Genomic DNA, 19,021 nt, shown 5'->3' with positions numbered 1-19,021 from the left:
ACGGTTGAAGCACTGGCCGATGATCGCGGCCAGGTGCGGTGGGAGCGTGGGATCCACCACCGGCCCGGCGCCGAGCGCGCGGGCGTACTGCTCCTGCGGGCCGCCCCGGCCGTACGGTCCCGCCGCTGCCGCCGCGTAGTGCAGGACCGCCGCGATCGAGAAGATGTCGGAGCCCGGGCCGAATTCGCCGTCGGTGAGCTGCTCCGGCGCCATGTACGGCGGCGAGCCGCTGACCATGCCGGTACGTGTGAGCTTGTCGTCCGCCACGCCGCGTGCGATGCCGAAGTCGATCACCTTGGGACCTGAGGCGGTCAGCAGCACGTTCGCCGGCTTGAGATCCCGGTGTACCAGGCCGACCGCGTGGATCGCGGCCACCGCGCGCGCCACGCAGAAACCCAGCACCCGCACAGATTCCGGGGGCAGCGCGCCGAACCGGCGCACCGCGTCCTCAAGGGAGATGCCCGGCGCGTAGGCGGTAGCCAGCCACGGCGTCGGTCCGTCCGGATCGGCGGCGACGACCTCGGCGATGTACTCGTCGCGCACCCGCCGGGCTGCGGCCACCTCGTACCGGAAGCGCGTGCGGAACTCGGGGTCGACGAGGAGTTCGCCGTGGATCGTCTTGACCGCCACCGCCCGCCCGGTCGTCTCGGCCCGGCCGAGGTAGACCCGGCCCATGCCGCCCCTCCCGAGCCGCGCCACCAGCCGGAAGGGGCCTATCCGGGCGGGATCGCCCGCCGACAGAGCGTCCAAGGCGCTACCCCCACTCCTTCGTCGGTCGGGGGGTATTGAATCGTGCGGTCCGATCCGTACGCAACAGACACCCGCGCGGCGTATTTCACCCTGTATCAGGGGTCGCTGATTAATTTCGACGTCCAGGGATCTTTGACACCGAAGCGTCCGTATAAACGCTCTTGGAAGGTGGCCGGGGCGGCGGCGAAAGATCGCGTGGCGGAGAACGTCTTTCTCCCCGCCACGCGATCTACAGCCACCCCGAAGCCCCGGCCGCCCTCCAAGAACCATGAGCACGGCCGAAACGGCCTTGCGTCACAGCGTGTTGAGGATCTCGGTGACGATCGCCGGCGTGGTTCCCGGGTGCAGGAACGCGAATCTGGCCACCGTCTCGCCCTCCCAGCTGGTCGGCGTGACGAAGGCGACCTGCCCGGCCAGAAGCCGCTTGGACCAGGCGTCGTAGTCGGCCGGCCCCCAGCCCCTGCGGCGGAACAGCACCGCGGAGAGCTCGGGTTCGCGGATCAGCTCGAGGCGCGGATGGCGGCGGATCTGCTCGGCCGCCTCGCGAGCACTCGCGAGCGCGGCCTCGATCGCGTCCCGATACGCGTCCGTGCCGTGCACCGCCAGCGAGAACCAGAGCGGGAGGCCGCGAGCCCGGCGGGTCAGGTGGTACGCGTAGTCGGTCGGGTTCCACTCTTCGGGCGCGTCGGTGTGGATCACGTCGAGATACGAGGCGTCCTGGGTGTGCACGGCCTTTGCCAGATGCGGCTCCCGGTACAGCACGGCGGCGCAGTCGAAGGGGGCGAACAACCACTTGTGCGGATCGACCACGAACGAGTCGGCGTGCTCGATGCCGTCGTATCGCCGCCGCACGCTCGGCGCGAACAGGCCCGCGCCGCCGTACGCACCGTCGACGTGGAACCAGAGGCCCAGGTCCCGTGCGGCGTCGGCGATCCCGGCCAGGTCGTCGACGATCCCCGCGTTGGTGGTGCCCGCGGTGGCGACCACGCCGATGACGGGCGCGGTGTCAGTGTCCCGGGCCAGTGCCGAGCGCAGGTCACCGCCGGTGAACCGGTGGTCAGCGGTCGGCACGACGAAAGCCTCGACGCCGATGATGTTCAGCGTGTTGTGGACCGAGGAGTGCGCCTGGCCGCTCACCGCGATCCGGACGCGGTCGTACGGGCCGAGGCCGAGCCGGCGGCGGGCCGTGTCCCGGGCCACCACCAGAGCGGACAGGTTCCCGGCCGAGCCGCCGGTGACGAAACAGCCGCCGGCCTGCGCGGGCATCCCGGCCAGGTCCGCGAGCAGCCGCAGCACCTGGTTCTCCGCGGCGATCGCGCCGGCCGCCTCGAGCCACGAGATGCCCTGCAGGGACGCGCAGGAGACCACCATGTCGAACAGCAGCGCCGCCTTGGTGGGGGCGGCCGGGATGAAGGAGAGGAAGCGCGGGCTGTCGCAGGAGATCACCGCGGGCGCCAGATGGTCGGCGTAGACCGACAGAACGCTGCTCGGGTCATGGCCCTCGGCCGTCAGCAGGCCGTTCAGAACAGCGTCGAGCTTTTCGCGGTCGCCGGGGTGGTCGAGCGGGACCGGGTCCAGCTGCAGCCGGTCTCGCATGTAGTCGAAGACCAACTCGGCCAGCCGGGCGTCGTAGGTGTGCATTCTCTGGGGCGCGCGCAGCTCTTGCATGGTCCTGAGTATGCGGCGGCAGTTCTAAGCCGTCGAGCGGGCCTTGAGCAATGATCAGTCAGTCTTCGAGCGCTCTTTTTGCAACATATCGCTGCTTGATCGCCGAATTGTGCTCTGTTTGTTGCGTCGCTGACAATGATCCGAAGACCTCGCGGTGGCGGTGTCACGGAGGGCAGCGGCTCGGCGGCGCGACGTGGGAAATGTGGCATGCGTCACACGGGCGAACATCACAGAATGACCGCCGTGGGACGATGGCGCACATGCTTAAGCGAGATGAGAGCGCGCCGCGGGTCGTCGTGGCGGCCGTGATCGAGCGGGACGGCCTGATGCTGGCGGCGCGGCGCACCGAGCCCGCCGAGCTGGCCGGCCGGTGGGAGTTCCCCGGCGGCAAGGTCGAGCTGGGCGAGAGCGACGCGGACGCGCTGGTGCGCGAGTGCCGCGAGGAGATCGGCGTGCGCGTCGCGATCGGGGAGCGGATCGGACCGGAGTATCCGATCGCCGGAGGGACGATGACGGTGCGCACGTACCGCGCTGCGATCGTGGACGGCGGCGAACCGGAGACGCTGGAGGACCACGACGCCCTCGTCTGGGTGCGGCCGGGCAGTCCCGAAGCGCGCGCGTTGCCCTGGCTGGACGGAGACCTACTGATCCTTGACGCACTTGACGGCGTTGCGTCGGACCCGTCGGCGCTCGCCGAGGCTTAGGGCGCCTGTAGATCGCCGCAGCTGTGAATTGCCACAGTCCGGCGCACTCGAAGGTGTTCATTTCCCCTCGATGCCCGCCGGGGCTTGACAGCGGCGGAGTGCCTATCCACCGAGTGGCCTAACTCACCTAGATCGTCATATAAATCGGCTGGTTTTCGGGAAGAGGTTCTTTAGGAACGTCCGCCGATTCACCAGGAGCGCTGATGCGCGCATCGTACGACCCCGCTCCGAGCGGGTCGCCCGATACGGTGTCGTCGGGCGCGCAGCATACGAGTCCCGTGCAAGCCGATCTGGCCTGCCCGCCGCCGGCCGAATCCGGCGGCACCGAGGACGCCGGTGACATACCTGATCGCTCCGCGGGTGGCCGAGACGGCCAGGACCCGCGCCCCGTAGCCGATTCCGACGCCGCGGCGATTTTGGACCAGATCCGCATCGCCACTGTCGTGCTCGACCTCGACGGCCGCGTCGTGGTCTGGGCGCCCAGTGCGGCCGAACTGACCGGGCATCCGGCCGAGCGGATGCTCGGCGCCCGCATCGAGGAGCTGTTCCCGGTCGCCATCCGGGACCGGGCAGCCGAGCAGTTCCGGCGGGTCTCCGGCGGCGCCGACTGGGTCGGCTTCCTGCCGGTGCTGCGCGCCGACGGCCGAGTCTTCGACGTCGGATTCCGCGCGGTGACCCAGCGGTTCCCGAACGGGTGCGACCTGGTGCAGGTAGTCGCCACCGACGCCGCCGACCTGCGCCGGGTCGAGGGGGAGCGGGTCCGGTTCGAGACGCTGTTCGGCCAGGTCCCGGCCGGGATAGCCATCTACGACGCGGAACGCCGCTACGTCCGGGTCAACCCCGCCTTCGCGAAGTACGACGGCGTGCCCGTCGAGCGGCATCCGGGCCTGCGGGCCGAGGAGATCGTCGAGGGCCTCGACCCCGCGATCCCGATCTTGCAGCAGCAGGTCCTCGACACCGGGGAGCCGGTCGTCGACCTGCTCGTCGAGCACGATCCGAAGCGGGCAGAGCGCGTGGCAGGCGGCACGGCGAAGGGCCGGGGCCCGTTCTGGTCGATGTCCTACGCACGGTTGCAGAGCCCCAACGGCGAGGTCCTAGGGCTGACCGGAGTCGTGGTCGACGTGACCGAGCGTCAGCTGGCCCTTGAGCGCGGTCGGCTGGCGCGCCGCCGCCCAGCCCTGCTGGGCACCGCGAAGAGCCGCAGCGGCACCTCCCTCGACGAGCCGGACACTGCCGACGACTTCGCTGCCCGCGCCGCAGCCAGCTTCAACAACGCGTACCTCCACGCGCGCGAGCGTTCCACCGCATTGATGCTTCAGCGTTGGTTGCTGCCTGAGGAACTACCGGACGTGGAGGACGTCCGGCTCGCCCACAGGTATCGCCCGGGCTCGCCAGGCGCCGACGTCGGCGGCGACTGGTTCGACGTCATCCCGTTGCCGGGGCGGCGGGTGGCTCTCGTCGTCGGCGACGTGATGGGCAGCGGTCTGCGCGTCGCGGGGATCATGGGCCAGTTCCGGACCGCCGCGCGCACGCTCGCCCGGCTCGACCTCTCGCCCGCCGTCGTGCTGCGCGAGCTCGACGAGCTGGCCCGGTCGCTCGGCGAGACGCACATCGCGACCTGCGTCTACGTGGTCTACGACGCCGTCGCCGGGCGGTGTGTCGCCGCGACCGCCGGGCACCTGCCACCGATCATCGCCGACCCGGGCGGCGCGGTGGACGTGGTGGAACTGGCGCCGGGCACCCCGCTCGGCGTCGGGCGGGCGAAGTTCGAGGAGCGCGAGTTCCCGGTAGAGCCGGGCGCGGTCCTGGTGCTCTACACGGACGGACTGGTCGAGGACCGCGACCGGGACGCCAGCGACGGGATCGACGACCTGATCGGCGTCATCTCCAAAGCCGATCCGGCGGGCGATCCGGCCCGCCTGGAGGGGGTGTGTGACGCCGCGTTCGACACCATGCTCGACCCGCAGCGCGCCGACGACGCCACGCTCCTGGTCGCGGCGCTGGACCGGTTCCCGCAGGAGCGCGTCGCCTCCTGGGTCCTGACCAGCCGGCCGACGGTCGCCGCGCAGGCCCGCGAGATGGTGCGCCGTCAGCTCGGGCAGTGGGCGGACAGCGACCAGCGGTTCGCCGGCGCGGAAAACCTCGGCGATGCCGCGGACGTGGTCGAACTGCTGGTCAGCGAGCTGGTCACGAACGCCCTGCGGTACGGCCGCGGCCCGATCGGCCTGCGTCTGCTGCTCGGCGAGGAGTCGCTGGTCTGCGAGGTCGCCGACGAGCTCGAGGCCGCTCCCCGGCTGCGCACCGTCGACCACGGCGACGAGGGCGGACGCGGCCTCCACCTGGTCGATCAGCTCTCCACGCGCTGGGGCATCCGCTCCACCGCGCACGGCAAGATCGTCTGGTTCGAGGTGGGCACCCGCGCCCGCCGGTCCGCCGCCTGAGCGGACCGGCCGGGCACTCGTTCGTCAGATCTTCAGACCTGCACTCTTAGATCGGCATTGTTTTAGATCGACATCGTCAAACCAGCGCCGGGCCGACCGCGCCGACGGGCTTGCGCAGCGCGGTTCCCGAGCCGTCGCGGCGTGAGTCCAGCGGCGGCATGTCCGCCGGGTTGCCCGCGTCGTCCGCCGCGCGGGCCGGCGTCTCCCCGGCCCAGGCGAACACCAGGCGGTCCTCACCCCGCAGGAACCGCTGGCACCGCACACCACCCGTGGCGCGTCCCTTGTACGGGTACAGCTGATATGGCGTCACCTTCGCGGTGCCCGGCATCGTTCCCGGGATCGCCGAGCTCGAACCGGCGACCGAGAGCACCACGGCGTCGCGCTCGGGATCGATCGCCGTGAACGAGATGACCGACGCGCCCTCGGCGAGCTTGATGCCCGCCATGCCCCCGGCCGGCCGGCCCTGCGGCCGCACCTGCTCCGCCGAGAACTTCAGCAGCTGCGCGTCCGAGGTGATGAAGACCAGGTCTTCCTGGCCGGTGCGCAGCTCGGCCGCGCCGACGACCCGGTCACCCTCCTTCAGCGCGATCATCTCGAACTCGTCCTTGTTCGCCGGATACTCCGGCACCACCCGCTTGACCACGCCCTGGACAGTGCCCAGCGCGACTCCGGGCGACGCGGCGTCCAGCGTCGACAGACACAGCACCGCCTCGTCCGCCGCCAGTTCCACGAACTCCGACACCGGGGCGCCCCCGGCCAGATTCGGCAGCTCCGGGGCGTGCGGAAGCGAGGGCAGGTCGACCACCGGCAGCCGCACGAGCCGCCCGGCCGACGTCACCACGCCGATGTCGCCGCGCACCGTCGAGGCGACGACGGAGACGACCGCGTCGTGCTTCGCGCGCTTGGGCTTGGCCCCGCCGGCCTCCTGCGCCGCGCGCACCGCGGCCGAGAACGCCTCTTCGTCCGCGTCGATCCGGGCCAGCAGGCCGGTCGAGGAGAGCAGCACCCGGCACGGCGCGTCGGCCACCTCGAGCGGCACCGGCGCGGCGACCTGCTCCTCGCCCGCTTCGATCAGCGTCGTGCGCCGCGGCGTGGCGAACTCCTTCACCACGTTCGCCAACTCGTCCGACACCGTTCTGCGCAGCAGCGCGTCCGACTCCAGGATCGCGGTCAGCTCGGCGATCTCCCGGGCCAGCTTCTCCTTCTCCGCCTCCAGCTCGATCCGGTCGAACCGGGTCAGCCGGCGCAGCGGGGTGTCGAGGATGTAATTGGCCTGCACCTCGGAGAGCTCGAACCGCTCCATCAGCCGCTCGCGCGCGTTCGCCGCGTTGTCCGAGGTGCGGATCGTCTGGATGACCTCGTCGATGTTGAGCAGCGCCACCAGGAGGCCGTCCACCAGGTGCATCCGGTCGGTGCGCTTGCGGCGGCGGAATTCGCTGCGCCGCCGCACCACGTCGAACCGGTGGTCCAGGTAGACCTCGAGCAGCTCCTTCAGGCCCAGCGTCAGCGGCTGCCCGTCGACCAGCGCGACGTTGTTGATGCCGAAGGACTCCTCAAGCGGAGTCAGCTTGTAGAGCTGCTCGAGCAACGCCTCGGGGTTGAAGCCGTTCTTCACCTCGATCACGAGCTGAAGGCCGTTGGCCCGGTCGGTCAGGTCCTTGATGTCGGCGATGCCCTGGATCTTCTTGCTCTGGACCAGTTCCTTGACCTTCGCGATGACCCGCTCCGGCCCGACGTTGAACGGCAGCTCGGTCACCACGATGCCGCGCCGCCGGTTCCCCACCGACGCGACGTGCGCGGTGGCCCGGATCCGGAACACCCCGCGCCCGGTCTCGTAGGCGTCGCGCACGCCGTCGAGGCCGACGATCCGGCCACCGGTGGGCAGGTCCGGCCCCGGCACGAAGCCCATCAGCTCCTCGAGCGACGCCTCCGGCTTCCTGATCAGGTGCCGGGCCGCGGCGACGACCTCGCCCAGGTTGTGCGGCGGCATGTTCGTGGCCATCCCGACCGCGATCCCGGTGGTCCCGTTGACCAGCAGGTTCGGATAGGCCGCCGGCAGCACCTCCGGCTCGGTCTCCTGCCCGTCGTAGTTCGGGTTGAAGTCGACGGTGTCCTCGGCGATGTCCGCGGTCATCTGCAGCGCCGCGGCGGTGAGCCGGGCCTCGGTGTACCGCATCGCGGCCGGCGGGTCGTCGTTGCCGAGCGAGCCGAAGTTGCCGTGCCCGTCGACTAGCGGCAGCCGCATCGAGAACGGCTGCGCCATCCGCACCAGCGTGTCGTAGATCGGCCCGTCGCCGTGCGGATGCAGGCGCCCCATCACCTCGCCGACCACGCGCGCCGACTTCACGAAGCCGCGGTCCGGCCGCAGCCCCATCTCGTTCATCTGATAAAGCACGCGCCGGTGTACCGGCTTGAGCCCGTCCCGCGCGTCAGGCAGCGCGCGCGAGTAGATGACCGAGTATGAATACTCCAGATAGGAGTTTGACATCTCCTCGGTCACGTCGATCTCGACGATGCGCTCCTCGAAGGGCTCGTCGGTCTCCTGTGCGGCGCTGCGGCGGGGCATACTGCGCTACTCCTGTTGCGATCGTCCGTCTGTGGCGTGAAGCCCTCTGCGCGTCGGCTCGGTCCCGAGTTCCCGTGCGAGCAACGCCGCACGGATCATATTGACTCTTCGTCCCGGCCGACTGCGAAGCCTCCCCGAGACTCCTATTGTTACCGTCGACAGCGACAAAAACGGCCGGGTACCGGCGGCACCCGATGCGCGCGTCCGGGCCCGACGAGTGCGAGGATTGGCGTATGCCCCAGAGAACCGACGCCGGCTCGCTCGACCCCGGGCTGCGCGCCTCCATCGAGCGCAGCGGCTACTACCCGGCCCTCGTCACCGAAGCGGTGGAGACCGCGATCGCCGGCGAGCCGGTGATCAGCCATCTGGTCCACCAGGAGACCACCTTCGACGCGGAGGAGGTGCGCCGGCACGTGACCGTCCTCGCGCTCACCGCCCGGCGGCTGGTGGTCGGCCACACCGACGAGCACGGGACCGAGCCGGAACTGGACGGGGTGGACTCGGACGTCGGCTCCTACGCCTCGACCTCGACCGAGACGGTGCGGCTCGACCGGGTCTCCACCGTCGTGGTCACCCGGGTCGTCGACGACCCGGCCAAACACGTGCGCGGCACCCTGCCGCGCGAGGTGGTCCTCACCGTCGGCTGGGGCGCGGTGGGCCGGATGGACCTCGAGCCGGCCAACTGCGGCGACCCGCACTGCGAGGCCGACCACGGCTACACCGGGACGATCACCGGGGACGATCTCTCGCTGAGGGTGTCGACCGGCGCCGACGGACCCGAGGCGGTGCGGCTGACGCTCGAGTTCGCCGAGGCGCTCGCGGCGGCGACGGTCGACCTCGGTACTGCGGGGCGGGGGTAGCGGCAGCCGTGGACGCGGGGGCGGGGGCGGTCGACGGGCAGGCCGGGTTCGACCTGCCTGCGTACGGCGGGGGAGCGCTCAGCGACGTGCTTCCAGCCGTGGGCGTCGCCCTTGGCCTGGCGGAAGATGCCCGCGAACACCCCCCACCGGATTCGGACCCGGCTGATTCGTCCCGCGCTGAACCGCCCGCCGCCGAATCTCCTCTGGCCGACCCCTGGGGTCTGATTCCGACCTCCCGCGCGTGCCTCTTCCTCATCGATGGAATGGGCAGCGAACTGATCGCGAAGAACGCCGACGCCGCGCCTTACCTTTCGGCTCTGCTGCGAGGGGAAGGCGACGGCTACGGTCCCGCCGGAATCGGCCGCACGCTGACCGCGGGCTTCCCGTCGACCACCTCGACTTCGCTCTCTTCCATCGCCGTCGGCATCCCGCCGGGGGCGCACGGAATGCTCGGCTACAAGCTCGAGGTGCCGGGCACCGGGCGGCTGATGAACTTCCTGAAGTGGGACCAGGACGTCGACCCCTACGCATGGCAGCCCCGGCGCACCATGTTCGAGCGCTTCGACGCGGCCGGCCTCGCGGTCACCCACGTCTCCTCGCCCCGCTTCGCCGAGTCCGGGTTGACCCGCTCGGTGTTCCGCGGCGCCCGGTTCTGCGGGGTCGAGGCGCCGGATCTGCGCGCGGTCCGAGCATTGGAGGCGCTCGAGTCCGGGCGGCGCGGGCTGGTCTACCTCTACTACTCGGACCTGGATTTCGTCGGGCACGCCGCCGGGTCCGCCTCGCAGCAGTGGCGCGACCAACTGGCCTATGTGGACTCGCTGGTGCAGTGGCTCGCCGCCCGGCTGCCCCGGGACTGCACGCTTTACGTCGTGGCCGATCACGGGATGGTCGACGTTCCACCCGAGCGCCGGATCGACGCCGACACCGATTGGGAGCTTCGCGCCGGGGTAGCCCTTCTCGGCGGCGAGGCGCGTGCCCGGCACGTCTACGCGCACCCCGGCGCGGCCCGCGACGTGCTGGCGATCTGGACGGAACGGCTGGACGGGGTCGCGGAGGTGCGCTCCCGGGACGCGGCGATCGAGGAGGGCTGGTTCGGCCCGGCCGTGGACCCGCGGATGGCAGCACGGATCGGCGACGTGGTCGTCGCCATGTACGCGGACTGGGCCGTCATCGCCTCGGAGCGCGAGGTGGTCGAGACCCGGCTGATCGGCATGCACGGATCGATGACATCGGCCGAGGAACTGGTCCCGTTCTTGGAGGTGCGAGGGTGAATCCGGTGGAGCACGGTCCGCTGATCGACGTCGCGCGGCTGAAGCAGCTGCTTGAAGGGCGGCCGCAGGAGCAGGGCGGGCGTCGGCCGCGACGCGCGCCGAAGCCGGTCACACTGCTCGACGTGCGCTGGTCGCTGGTCGGTCCGCCGGGGCGCGAGTCGTACATGGCCGGGCACATACCGGGCGCCCGCTTCGTGGATCTGGATCACCAGCTCGCGGCGCCGCACGGACCCGGGACCGGGCGCCACCCGATGCCGGCCGCGGACGACTTCCAGGCGGCCATGCGCGCGCTTGGCGTGTCGGACGACCGGACTGTCGTGCTGTATGACGCCGCGGACTCGACCTCGGCGGCCCGCGCGTGGTGGCTGCTGCGCTACTTCAGCCACCGCGACGTGTACGTGCTCGACGGCGGCTACGCGGCCTGGATCGCGGCCGGCCTACCCATGGCCACGGGCGACGAGCCCTGGGGACCCGGCGGCGACGCTCTGTACGCCGGCGCCGCGGACGGGGCCGGCGACTTCATCGCGGTCCCGGGCGCCATGCCCCTGCTCGACGCCGACAACGCGGCCAAGCTCGCCACCGGCGGCGTGCTGCTGGACGCGCGGGCAGCGGCCCGCTACCGCGGCGAGGTCGAGCCGATCGACCCGGTCGCCGGGCACATCCCGGGTGCGGTCAGCGCGCCGACCGGCGACAACGTCGGCCCGGACGACCGCTTCCTGGCGCCGGAGATCCTGCGCACCCGGTTTGCGGCGCTGGGCGTCAGCGGCACGAACGGGCGCGCGGTCGGCGTCTACTGCGGCTCAGGAGTCACCGCAGCGCACGAGGTACTGGCCCTGGAACTGGCCGGGATCGAGGCGGGACTCTACGCCGGCTCGTGGTCCGAGTGGATCACCGACCCGGCGCGGCCAGTCGCCAGCGGCGGTTGACCCTCAGGTGCCGCCGTCCCCTTCATCCGGCCGCACGACGGACGGCCGTTTCGGGGCCTGACCCTAGTCGTCGGCGCCTCCTTCGCCGCCTTCGCGAGTGTCCTTGCCCTCCGTGTCCTTCTTCTCGGGGCCGAACACGTCGCCTAGCGCCCCGAGGTCGAACTCGTCCCGGTGCACAAAGCCGTCCGGGTCGTCCAGGTCCTCGGCGGTCGGCAGCAGGTCCGGGTGCGCCCACAGCGCGTCGCGGCCCTCGATGCCGCGCGCGTCGGCAAGCGAGGCCCACAGCCGTGCCGCGTCGCGCAGCCGCCGCGGCCGCAGCTCCAAGCCGACGAGCGCCGAGAAGGTCTGCTCCGCCGGCCCGCCGGACGCGCGCCTGCGCCGCACGGTCTCGCGCAGCGCCGCCGCGGACGGCAGGTTCGGCGCGGCGGCCGCGTTGACCACCGCGTCCACCCAGCCCTCGGTCAGCGCCAGGATCGTCTCTAGTCGGGCGAGCGCGGCACGCTGCTGAGGGGTGTCCGGGGCGGTGAAGACGATCCCCTCCTCGAACACGCTCTGCAGGTCCGCGAGGCCCTCGGGCGTCTGCGCGTTGCGCATCAGCTCCTCGATCCGGCTCTCGTCCACCGTGATCCCGCGTGCATACGCCTCCACGGCGCCGAGCACGTGCGCCTTAAGCCACGGCACGTGTGCGAACAGCCGGTGGTATGCCGCCTCGCGCAGCGCCAGGTACAGCCGCACATCCGTAGCGGGCAGCTCCAGACCCGCGCCAAAGGCGTTCACGTTGGTCGGCAGTAGCACCGCCTTACCGTCCGGTCCGAGCGGCAGCCCGATGTCCGAGGAACCCAGCACCTCCGTCGCCAGCTGCGCCAGCGCCGTGCCGATCTGGTGGCCGAACAGCGAGCCGCCCATCTGCCGCACGATGCCCGCCAGCGGTGCCGCGGCCGCGCCCATGCCCGGGGCGCCCAGCTCGTCCGGACCCGGCAGCAGCCCGACCATCGCCCCGGTCATCTGCTCGGCGACCGGTTCGACCAGCTGCTTCCACACCGGAAGCGTCTTCTCGATCCACTCCGCCCGGCTCCACGCCAACGCGCCGGTCGTCCCGGCCGGAAGGCCGGTGACCCCGTCCAGCCAGTGCTCGGCGAGCCGCACCGCGTCTTCCAGCGGCGCGATGTCCCCAGCGGTCGGGGACGGGTCAGGCTGCGTCGCGGTGACTGTGCGGGCCACGTCCCGGGCCAGCGGCCAGTTCACCGGGCCCTCGCCGCTGTTGATCAGCGACTGGATGCGTCCCATCATCATCATGAACGTCTGCGGGTCGAACCCGGGCATCTGCTGGCCCAGACCCGCGGCGAGCCCGGCCAACTGCTCGCCCAGGCCCTGGCCCGCGCCGCCCTGGCCGGCCAGACCGCCGAGACCGAGCGCGCCGAGCAGCCCGGACAGCGGATCCGAGGCGCTACCGGACTCGGGCTTCGGCGCGGAGTCCTGGGGGCCGGACCCGGAGCTGGAGCCGGCCTCCCGGCTTTGGCGCTCCTCGCGCTCGACGTCCTCGCCAAGCCCTTCCAAGCCCTTGACGATGTCCTCGAAGGGCACCGGCTCGGGCTCGTCCCCGGCGGGTGGGAAACTTTCTGGGTGGTCGTTCACGTCGAACCTCTAGACAATCGTCCACACTGGAGCCGGATCCCCCCTTTTCCCGCGGGGTGCCACGGCCTGACGGGGGTACTCGCGCTCCACGGATAGAACAGACTTTACGGTGCCGGCGAGGCTATTCAACCTGGCAATAGCTCTCACCGTAGTAACAAACGGAGTGTGCCTGTGAGTTCCCCGGCAGATGGAGGGCGGCGCCGCTCGGCGCGTCTCACCGTAGCGGTGACCGGAGCGGCCGAGGGCGTCGGCGCCGCGGTCGCTGCGCGCCTCGCCGGGCATCCCGACGTGCGAAAGGCGGTCGGGCTCGACGTGCGCCGCACCGATCTGCCCGGGGTGATCTTCCGGCACGCCGACGCACGCGACCCGGCGCTGGCCGACCGGCTAGGGGACGTGGACGTCATCGTGCACGCCGACATCGACACCTCGCCGGACACCGACCCGGTAACCCGCACGGCATGGAACGTGCGTGGCGCCCAGACCGTGCTGACCGCCGCGGCTGCCGCCGGCGTGACGCGCGTCGTCCTCTACACCAGCGCGGTGGTCTACGGTGCTTTCCCCGACAACCCGGTACCGCTGCCTGAGGACGCTCCGCTGCGCGCGGTGCCGGACGGATCGCTCGTCGGCGATTACCTGGAAATCGAACGGCTAGCCGAGCGCGCGCCTAAGGCACACCCCGGACTTGCCGTCACGATCGTGCGTCCGGCGGCGTTGGCCGGGCCTGGCGTGGACACCGTCTTCACCAGGCACTTCGAGGCGCCCCGGCTGCTCGTGGTCAAGGACACCGAGCCGTGCTGGCAGTTCTGCCATGTGGACGACCTCGCCGACGCGCTGGCGCACGCGGCTCTCGGCGATGTGGACGGGCCGGTCGCCGTAGCCAGCGACGGTTGGTTGAGCCAGCAGGAGGTCGAGGAGATCTCCGGCATACGTCGCATGGAGCTTCCCGAAGCGCTCGCCTTAGGTGCCGCAGAGCGCCTACACAGGCTGCACCTGACGCCTTCTCCGGCGACGGACCTCCAGTACGTCATGCATCCGTGGGCTGTGACTGCGGAGCGCCTCAAGGCGAGCGGATGGGCGCCCGCGCACTCGAACGTCGAGGCGTTCCAGGCCCTGCTGCGTGAGATAGAAGGCCATCACGCGGCACTGGCCCGGCGGCTCGGCAAGAAGGAGACGGCGACCACGCTCGGCGCGGCGGGCGCCACGGTCGCGCTGGTCGGCACGGCGGCGCTGGTGCGGCGCGCCCGCAAGAAGCGGCGGGGTGTTTGATGCACAGGGCGTCTGATCCAGCTGTGCATGGCGTGCCCGAAGCGTGAGAGAGGATGGGCGGGTGAACATGATGCACGTGCATCCGGACGACCGCGTCCGCCTCGTCGACGTCCGCTCGACTCCGCTCTCGGTCGACGAGGTGCTGCGCGCGGTCAGCGATCCGCACGCCGGGGGCATCTCGCTGTTCGTCGGCGTCGTGCGCGACCACACCCCGGAGCGGCCCGGAGAGGTCGTCGGCGAGCTCGAATACTCGGCGCACCCCTCCGCCCGCGAGCGGCTCGCGCAGGTGGCTCGCGCCGTCGCCGCCGAGCATCCCGCCGCGCTGCTCGCCGCCGTGCACCGAGTCGGCGACCTGGCCGTGGGTGACCTGGCCGTGGTCGTCGCCGCCGCCTGCCCGCACCGCGCCGAAGCCTTCGCCGCCTGCCGAGCGCTGATCGACACGCTCAAGCAGGAAGTGCCGATCTGGAAGCGCGAGCTGTTCCGCGACGGGTCCCACACCTGGGTCGGAATCTGATCTAATCTGCTGAATCGTGCTCAGTATCCTCGTATGGTGGGCCATTCCGGCCGTCGCGGTGACGTTCGCCGCCCTGGTCGCGGCAGTGGGCAGGCGGGTACGCCGAGCGCGTGAGGACGTCGGGACGTCGAAGAGGTACCAGCGAGCCCGTCAGGCACTCGCGCGCGCCCAAAGGGATATCTGAGTCCAGGCTTTCGCGGCGGACCACTCCCGACTGCGTCCGATCGCGAACGTGCATTAGTGTCGTTCCGTGCCCAAGCCGCGTCGCCGAACCGTCACGCTCACCCTTTCGGGTGTCCTGCTCGCCGCCTTCGGGCTCGGCGTGTATTTCCAGCCGGTGCCGTATGCCGAGATGACGCCCGGGCCGACCTTCGACACCCTCGGCTCGTATCAGGGCACCCCGCTCATCACGATCTCCGGGCACTCGACCTCCTCGACGCACGGTCAACTGCGCATGGTCACGGTCGGAGTGTCGAACCAGGACTACCAGATGCCGCTCGGCACGGCCCTGCTCGGCTGGCTGAACACCGATCAGGCGATCGTGCCCAAGGAGACCATCTACCCGCCCGACACGACCCAGCAGCAGAGCGACCAGCAGAACGCGATCGAGTTCAGCGATTCGCAGAACTCGGCCATCAGCGCCGCGCTGAGCAGTCTCGGGGTCAAGCCGGACGGGACCGAGGTCGTGGTCGCGGCGGTCAACGCGGGCGCCCCGGCCGACGGGAAGCTGGACGGCGGCGACGTGATCCAGTCGATCAACGGCACCCCGATCACCGCCACCGGCCAGGCCGGGCTCCAGCAGGTGACCACGGCGGTGGAGCAGGTCACACCCGGCCAGAACGTCACCTTCGAGGTCGACCGGGCGGGCAAGAAGGAGACCGTGGTCACCGGCACGACGAAGAACGCGCAGGGCAAGGCGGCGGTGGGCATCGCGGTGGAGAGCGAGAGCACCTACCCGTTCACGGTCGACATCCAGCTCAACGGGGTCGGCGGCCCGAGCGCCGGGATGATGTTCGCGCTCGGCATCATCGACAAGCTGACGCCCGGCGGCGACATTACCGGCGGCCGGGTGGTCGCGGGCACCGGCACGATCGACGCCTCGGGCAACGTGGGCGCGATCGGCGGCATCCAGATGAAGACCATCGCCGCGCGCCGAGACGGCGCGACCGTCTTCCTCGCCCCGGCGGACAACTGCGCCGACGCGAAGGCGAACGTGCCGGCCGGCCTTGAGCTGGTCAAGGTCTCCACGCTTCAGGACGCGCTGAACGCTCTGGCCGACCTGCGCGACGGTAAGATCCCGCCCGGCTGCTGAGCCGCGCCTCGCAGCGCCGTGGGGGCGCCCTATCGCCTAGCTTCGCCCTACCTCACTTCGTCTTCCCGCAGAGCAGCACCTGCGGCTCGTTCGACAGCGTGAAGCTCTCGGTCGTCCCGTCGACCGAGTCGCACTTCGAGGCGTCGTTCGTGCCGTCGAACCGCGCCAGCACGACGTAGTTCGCCGAAGGGTCGGAGCACGCGACCAGGTAGAAATCCGTCGTCGAACTCGGCGCGTCGAGGCAGTCGCCCTGCTGCGCGCGGCGCGGGCTGTGCTTGTTCGTCGTAGAGCCGAGGCAGTACAGGTAGACCGTGCCGGCGGTGCCCGGCTTGTCGAGCTCGTCGTCGTTCCCGGGGAAGGAGAAGCACTGTTTCGCGTCGGTCGAGATGGTCCCTGATACGTCGGGGATCACTTGGAGCACCTTGTAGTTCGCGCTCGAATCGGAGCAGTCGACCTTCGTGTCGGTGGCCAGCGTCGTGCCCTGAAGGTCCATGCAATCACCGACGGCGTAGTCCGCCCCGGCCACTCCGCCGCCCCCCGTGCTCGGCGAGGAGCCACCGCCGGCCAGCTCCGTGGGAATCGCCGGCAGGCTGATGTTCACGTTCGGCGAGGTGGAAGCGCTGTGGTCGAACAGGTCTTTGACCCCGACCCGGACCGCGATGCCGACGATGATGATCACGGCGAAGCTGATGATCGAGATGGTGCGCTTGCCCACGGTCCGCTTCGGCGGCCGCGGCGGTGCGTATCCCGGGTAGCCCTGGTACGGCTGCTGTCCGTAGGGATTTTGCGTGTATGGATTCTGCGTTCCTGGCCCCTGCGCATACCCCTGTGCGTACGGGTTCTGCCCATAAGGGTTTTGAGCGTAAGGATTCTGGTCCTGCGGCTGCTGTCCATACGCGAACGTCTGCCCCCACTGCGGTGCCGCCTGCCCCGGCACGCCAGGTTGTCCCTGCAGGTACTGAGTCTGCTCGTACGGGCTCTGAAGCGGCTGCGTCGGATCCACCGGCTGCGGCGCGGGCTGCCCCCAGGCCGGATCGTGCGGCGGCGGCTGCAGTGGACCGTTCGGGTCCGAAGGCGTGGACATGAGCTTCCCCCAGTGCGGATACGTCGAGCAACGTCTGACTCAACACGCCACCCGTACGGCATGGAGGCACGAATGTATCCGGTGGGCCCGACAGCGGGAAGAGCAGGGCTCGACTTCGCAGGCCGCCCCAAGCCGTGCCGGCGTGTCAGTCCTGGAGCGTGTGCACCAACGCTTCGGCGAGGTTGGGCACCAGATCCGGGCCGGACAGCACGTCGTCGTCGGCGTCTTGGGAACGCAGCCGGAGTGCGCAGTCACGCGCCCCGTCGCGCAGCACCCCGACGGCGATCCGCACCTCTTGGCGCTCCGGATGAGCGGCGGCCCACGCGTCGAGGTCCACATCCGCGGCGTCGGCGTCAGGGATCTGCGCCTCGGCGGTCGGCGGCAGCATCACCCGCTCGATGACCAGCGCCACTCCGTCCACCGTGCTCGGCCAGGCGATCGCCGCGAGGGCCTCGTCGAGCGGCTTGTCGCCGGGGAAGCCTTCCTGCTCGATCGAGGTGTACGACCGCAGCGGACCGATCGCCCCGTCGAACTCCACCGTCTCCGGGGCGAGCGCCGCGGCCAGCCGGGGCTCGGCCTTGATCAGCTCGGCCGTGTCGACCAGTGCGAACAGGCGGGGCCCCTGGTCCCAGCCGTCCTTGGCGACATGCTGTTCCAGTTCGATCAGCGACTGCGTCAACGCGGTGTCCATCCCGCCATTGTCCCCCAGGCGTTTCACCGCCCACACCTCCCTCCGGGGCGGCGGATTTGCGCCAAACGTGATCTTGGGCGTAGACTACGACTCACGACGCGGGGTGGAGCAGCTCGGTAGCTCGCTGGGCTCATAACCCAGAGGTCGCAGGTTCAAATCCTGTCCCCGCTACCACCACTTCAGGTCCCCTCTCCGGAGGGGGCCTGAGTCGTTTCCGCGCCCGCCGCCGTGGCGTGAGCTGTGTCACACTCGACGCTGGACCGATGGGTCCTCGGCTGCCTGATCGTCTTCACCGGTGACATTGCTCGCGAGCGGACGGATGGACCGACGATGACCTCGAACGACGCGCCCGGCGCCTACACCTCCGTGAACGGCCTCCAGATGTACTACGAGGTCCACGGCTTCCGAGGCAGCGCGGCCCGCCCCCTGGTGCTGATGCACGGCGGCCTGCTCACCATCGACAGCTTCGGGCCGCTGATCCCGGCGCTGGCCAAAGACCGCGAGGTGATCGCGCTCGAGTTCCAGGGCCACGGCCATACCGCCGACATCGACCGCGAGCTGTCGCTGGCGAACTTCTCCACCGACGTCGTGGGCCTGCTCGACCACCTCGGCGTCGAGCGCGCGGACCTGTTCGGCTTCAGCGTCGGCGGCCTGACCGGGCTGCAGACCGCGATCGCAAGCCCCGATCGCGTCGGCCGGCTGATCGCGGCGTCTGCGCACTTCCGGCCGGACGGCTACTACGACGAGATCTTCGATCAGTCTGCGTGGGCGACCTCCAAGCGGCTGCCCACGCAGGCTGACTTCGAGGAAATGCGGCGCGGATACGTCCGTGTCGCCCCGCATCCGGAGCAGTTCGACGCGTTCCAGGCCAAGCTGGGGGGCATGGTCGCGGCATTCCCGGGCTGGTCCGACGAGGCGCTGCGCGGAATCGCCGCCCCCACCCTGGTCGTCATCGGCGACACCGACTTCGTGCGGGTCGAGCACGCCGCCGAGATGCGAGACCTCATCCCCGACGCTCAACTCGCCGTGCTGCCTGGGACGACCCACGTTGGCGTACTGCAGCGTGTCGACCTGGTACTTCCCATGATCGAGCGCTTCCTCAGCTGACGCCGGAGCGGGGCCAGGGCACGAACACGCGGCCCAATGAAGCGATTTGCCTCAGGTGCGACCTTCGACGTACAGTAGAGACATACCGACGCGGGGTGGAGCAGCTCGGTAGCTCGCTGGGCTCATAACCCAGAGGTCGCAGGTTCAAATCCTGTCCCCGCTACTACGCAGATGACAGAAATCCCGGCCAGCGCAAGCTGGCCGGGATTTTCGTTATTCCCGATGC

General features: G+C 70.5%; 15 protein-coding genes and 2 tRNA genes. 11 read left to right on the top strand and 6 right to left on the bottom strand.

Features of this window, described 5'->3' with window-relative positions:
* Together VGZ32_RS27090 and VGZ32_RS27085 are read right to left on the bottom strand one after the other, a co-directional pair.
* Window positions 1-750, bottom strand: a 750-nt coding sequence (locus VGZ32_RS27090) for a serine/threonine-protein kinase (RefSeq protein WP_326889050.1), incomplete at its 3' end; no start/stop codon positions are given.
* A 294-nt stretch (window positions 751-1,044) separates the two neighbouring features.
* Window positions 1,045-2,391 (bottom strand): pyridoxal phosphate-dependent decarboxylase family protein, encoded by a 1,347-nt coding sequence (locus VGZ32_RS27085; protein ID WP_349263771.1) that lies wholly within the window; start codon window positions 2,389-2,391, stop codon window positions 1,045-1,047.
* Between the two features lie 287 nt (window positions 2,392-2,678).
* Here VGZ32_RS27085 and VGZ32_RS27080 point away from each other — a divergent pair, with 287 nt between their 5' ends.
* Both VGZ32_RS27080 and VGZ32_RS27075 read left to right on the top strand, forming a co-directional pair.
* On the top strand, window positions 2,679-3,122 hold the full coding sequence (locus VGZ32_RS27080; RefSeq protein ID WP_326889048.1) for a (deoxy)nucleoside triphosphate pyrophosphohydrolase: 444 nt from the start codon (window positions 2,679-2,681) through the stop codon (window positions 3,120-3,122).
* Window positions 3,123-3,325: 203 nt separating this feature from the next.
* A complete protein-coding gene (locus VGZ32_RS27075; protein WP_326889047.1) occupies window positions 3,326-5,563 on the top strand; it encodes an ATP-binding SpoIIE family protein phosphatase in 2,238 nt (745 codons plus the stop codon).
* Between the two features lie 76 nt (window positions 5,564-5,639).
* On the opposite strand, the gene VGZ32_RS27070 is transcribed toward VGZ32_RS27075, so the two are convergent.
* Window positions 5,640-8,129 (bottom strand): DNA topoisomerase IV subunit A, encoded by a 2,490-nt coding sequence (locus VGZ32_RS27070; protein ID WP_326889046.1) that lies wholly within the window; start codon window positions 8,127-8,129, stop codon window positions 5,640-5,642.
* A gap of 233 nt (window positions 8,130-8,362) precedes the next feature.
* Between VGZ32_RS27070 and VGZ32_RS27065 the strand changes: the two genes are divergently transcribed.
* The 3 genes from VGZ32_RS27065 to VGZ32_RS27055 are packed head-to-tail and all read left to right on the top strand — an operon-like array spanning window position 8,363 to window position 11,186.
* Window positions 8,363-8,989 carry a DUF5998 family protein gene (locus VGZ32_RS27065; RefSeq protein WP_326889045.1) on the top strand — a complete coding sequence of 209 codons (627 nt, stop codon included), beginning with the start codon at window positions 8,363-8,365 and terminating at the stop codon, window positions 8,987-8,989.
* A gap of 8 nt (window positions 8,990-8,997) precedes the next feature.
* Complete coding sequence (locus VGZ32_RS27060) at window positions 8,998-10,260, top strand: alkaline phosphatase family protein (RefSeq protein ID WP_326889044.1); 1,263 nt, start codon at window positions 8,998-9,000, stop codon at window positions 10,258-10,260.
* A gap of 47 nt (window positions 10,261-10,307) precedes the next feature.
* Entirely contained in the window at window positions 10,308-11,186 is an 879-nt protein-coding gene (locus VGZ32_RS27055; protein WP_349263770.1) for a sulfurtransferase, read from the top strand.
* Window positions 11,187-11,249: 63 nt separating this feature from the next.
* On the opposite strand, the gene VGZ32_RS27050 is transcribed toward VGZ32_RS27055, so the two are convergent.
* A complete protein-coding gene (locus tag VGZ32_RS27050; RefSeq protein ID WP_326889042.1) occupies window positions 11,250-12,821 on the bottom strand; it encodes a zinc-dependent metalloprotease in 1,572 nt (523 codons plus the stop codon).
* A 171-nt stretch (window positions 12,822-12,992) separates the two neighbouring features.
* Between VGZ32_RS27050 and VGZ32_RS27045 the strand changes: the two genes are divergently transcribed.
* From VGZ32_RS27045 to VGZ32_RS27035, 3 genes are all read left to right on the top strand, one after another.
* Window positions 12,993-14,087, top strand: a complete 1,095-nt coding sequence (locus VGZ32_RS27045; RefSeq protein WP_326889041.1) for an NAD-dependent epimerase/dehydratase family protein — start codon at window positions 12,993-12,995, stop codon at window positions 14,085-14,087.
* A gap of 70 nt (window positions 14,088-14,157) precedes the next feature.
* Window positions 14,158-14,601, top strand: coding sequence for a molybdenum cofactor biosynthesis protein MoaE (locus VGZ32_RS27040; RefSeq protein WP_414642611.1), 444 nt, complete (start codon window positions 14,158-14,160; stop codon window positions 14,599-14,601).
* Window positions 14,602-14,851: 250 nt separating this feature from the next.
* Window positions 14,852-15,913: a YlbL family protein gene (locus VGZ32_RS27035; protein WP_326889040.1), complete on the top strand. Its 1,062-nt coding sequence runs from the start codon at window positions 14,852-14,854 to the stop codon at window positions 15,911-15,913.
* 52 nt (window positions 15,914-15,965) lie between these two features.
* Here the strand turns inward: VGZ32_RS27035 and VGZ32_RS27030 are convergent, their stop codons facing one another.
* Together VGZ32_RS27030 and VGZ32_RS27025 are read right to left on the bottom strand one after the other, a co-directional pair.
* The gene (locus VGZ32_RS27030; RefSeq protein WP_326889039.1) at window positions 15,966-16,997 is read right to left on the bottom strand and encodes an LppU/SCO3897 family protein; all 1,032 of its coding nucleotides are present in this window, start codon (window positions 16,995-16,997) and stop codon (window positions 15,966-15,968) included.
* A 145-nt stretch (window positions 16,998-17,142) separates the two neighbouring features.
* On the bottom strand, window positions 17,143-17,688 hold the full coding sequence (locus tag VGZ32_RS27025; RefSeq protein ID WP_326889038.1) for a PPA1309 family protein: 546 nt from the start codon (window positions 17,686-17,688) through the stop codon (window positions 17,143-17,145).
* A 97-nt stretch (window positions 17,689-17,785) separates the two neighbouring features.
* Between VGZ32_RS27025 and VGZ32_RS27020 the strand changes: the two genes are divergently transcribed.
* From VGZ32_RS27020 to VGZ32_RS27010, 3 genes are all read left to right on the top strand, one after another.
* A tRNA-Met gene (locus tag VGZ32_RS27020) sits at window positions 17,786-17,862 on the top strand.
* A gap of 156 nt (window positions 17,863-18,018) precedes the next feature.
* The gene (locus tag VGZ32_RS27015; RefSeq protein ID WP_326889037.1) at window positions 18,019-18,795 is read left to right on the top strand and encodes an alpha/beta fold hydrolase; all 777 of its coding nucleotides are present in this window, start codon (window positions 18,019-18,021) and stop codon (window positions 18,793-18,795) included.
* A gap of 89 nt (window positions 18,796-18,884) precedes the next feature.
* A tRNA-Met gene (locus tag VGZ32_RS27010) sits at window positions 18,885-18,958 on the top strand.
* Window positions 18,959-19,021: the final 63 nt, after the last annotated feature.

This window comes from Actinocrinis sp. (assembly GCF_035938995.1).
Classification (GTDB): domain Bacteria; phylum Actinomycetota; class Actinomycetes; order Streptomycetales; family Catenulisporaceae; genus DASZGI01.
This window is presented reverse-complemented; position numbering and strand designations above follow the sequence as displayed.

Bases quoted from the DNA above. Each gene is read 5' to 3' on its own strand.
- VGZ32_RS27040 (WP_414642611.1), top strand. From the start codon at position 14,158: ATGCACGTGCATCCGGACGACCGCGTCCGCCTCGTCGACGTCCGCTCG.
- VGZ32_RS27025 (WP_326889038.1), bottom strand. From the start codon at position 17,688: ATGGACACCGCGTTGACGCAGTCGCTGATCGAACTGGAACAGCATGTC.
- VGZ32_RS27065 (WP_326889045.1), top strand. From the start codon at position 8,363: ATGCCCCAGAGAACCGACGCCGGCTCGCTCGACCCCGGGCTGCGCGCC.
- VGZ32_RS27080 (WP_326889048.1), top strand. From the start codon at position 2,679: ATGCTTAAGCGAGATGAGAGCGCGCCGCGGGTCGTCGTGGCGGCCGTG.
- VGZ32_RS27015 (WP_326889037.1), top strand. From the start codon at position 18,019: ATGACCTCGAACGACGCGCCCGGCGCCTACACCTCCGTGAACGGCCTC.
- VGZ32_RS27070 (WP_326889046.1), bottom strand. From the start codon at position 8,129: ATGCCCCGCCGCAGCGCCGCACAGGAGACCGACGAGCCCTTCGAGGAG.
- VGZ32_RS27030 (WP_326889039.1), bottom strand. From the start codon at position 16,997: ATGTCCACGCCTTCGGACCCGAACGGTCCACTGCAGCCGCCGCCGCAC.
- VGZ32_RS27075 (WP_326889047.1), top strand. From the start codon at position 3,326: ATGCGCGCATCGTACGACCCCGCTCCGAGCGGGTCGCCCGATACGGTG.
- VGZ32_RS27085 (WP_349263771.1), bottom strand. From the start codon at position 2,391: ATGCACACCTACGACGCCCGGCTGGCCGAGTTGGTCTTCGACTACATG.